The organism is Thermogutta sp., assembly GCF_039793925.1.
Taxonomy (GTDB): domain Bacteria; phylum Planctomycetota; class Planctomycetia; order Pirellulales; family Thermoguttaceae; genus Thermogutta.
In genome coordinates this window covers 1-1,096 of record NZ_JBAMME010000171.1, presented here as the reverse complement: position 1 = coordinate 1,096, position 1,096 = coordinate 1, and the positions used below count along the sequence as shown (strand labels likewise).

General features: G+C 56.0%; 2 protein-coding genes. Both read left to right on the top strand.

What is annotated here, in order from left to right:
* Positions 1-93 precede the first annotated feature (93 nt).
* Positions 94-771, top strand: coding sequence for a hypothetical protein (locus ABJK56_RS06615; RefSeq protein ID WP_347243875.1), 678 nt, complete (start codon positions 94-96; stop codon positions 769-771).
* A gap of 15 nt (positions 772-786) precedes the next feature.
* Positions 787-1,032: a hypothetical protein gene (locus tag ABJK56_RS06610; protein ID WP_347243874.1), complete on the top strand. Its 246-nt coding sequence runs from the start codon at positions 787-789 to the stop codon at positions 1,030-1,032.
* Positions 1,033-1,096 lie beyond the last annotated feature (64 nt).

The following is a 1,096-nucleotide window of genomic DNA, read 5'->3' as shown; positions in this document are numbered from 1 at the left end:
AGTGTGGGGAGTCTATTGACTGGTTCGGGTATGAAATTCTAATATCCGAGCCAGGCAGAAATCGGGAATCATCGCCAGACGGGAAGGAGAGCGATGGCTGAGATAAAGATTTCTGCTGAGATAAATCCTGCCGATGTACTAGAGGCAATTGTTGTTCGGGGGGACCTGGCAAGGCTGTCCCCCGAACAACGGCTGACTTACTATAAAATGATATGTGAGTCGTTGGGCCTCAATCCGTTAACGAGGCCTTTTGAGTATATATATCTCAATGGAAAGTTGGTATTATATGCTCGCCGGGATGCGACGGATCAACTCCGCCGCATCCACAGGGTGAGCATCACTCACCTTGAGGGGCGAGAGGAAGGGGGCCTGTACATAGTCACGGTTACGGGCAGGCTCCCCGACGGGCGGCAGGACGTCGCCACAGGGGCGGTCCCTATAGAGGGGCTCAGTGGCGACGCGAAAGCCAATGCCATTATGAAAGCGGAGACCAAGGCAAAGCGGCGGCTGACCTTGAGTCTCTGTGGCCTTGGCATCCTGGACGAGACCGAAGTAGATATCCCACGAAACCATTGGTCCGGCCGAGTTCGTCCCGACGGTCAAACCGTTGGGAATTGGTGGCTGGCCAAGGCCGCTGAAAAGCGCGGCCTGACTGTTGACCAGATCAGAGAGATGATCGGAGAGCTTTACCAATACGCCAGCCCCGCTGATGCGGTGGCGGCGTTGGATAAAGCTCTCGAAGCATCAGATCAGACCGAGGAAATGGTCTGACGGTAGGAGGAAGATATGAGCCTACACGGCGGGCATTCCCGCGATTTCATCATCTCGGTTGAGGACTGGATTTCCGCCCGCGCGTCAGCGCTGGGCGGAGGCAGGTGGGATGACATCGCCGATGCTGCCCGCCTGCTCCTCGGGGCTCTGGCCAATGACGGAAAGAACCCCGAGAGGGCAGACTGGGTGGCAGAGTTTGCTTGCGCGATTCTATCCGGCCTATCTTCTGGACAGGAATCGATCGCAAAGGAGGAAGAGTAAAAATGTTAGGGGAAGAAATCTCTGCTCTCCAGGTCTTTGTGCTCCTGTTCCTCCTGATGGCGCT

Bases quoted from the DNA above. Each gene is read 5' to 3' on its own strand.
- ABJK56_RS06615 (WP_347243875.1), top strand. From the start codon at position 94: ATGGCTGAGATAAAGATTTCTGCTGAGATAAATCCTGCCGATGTACTA.
- ABJK56_RS06610 (WP_347243874.1), top strand. From the start codon at position 787: ATGAGCCTACACGGCGGGCATTCCCGCGATTTCATCATCTCGGTTGAG.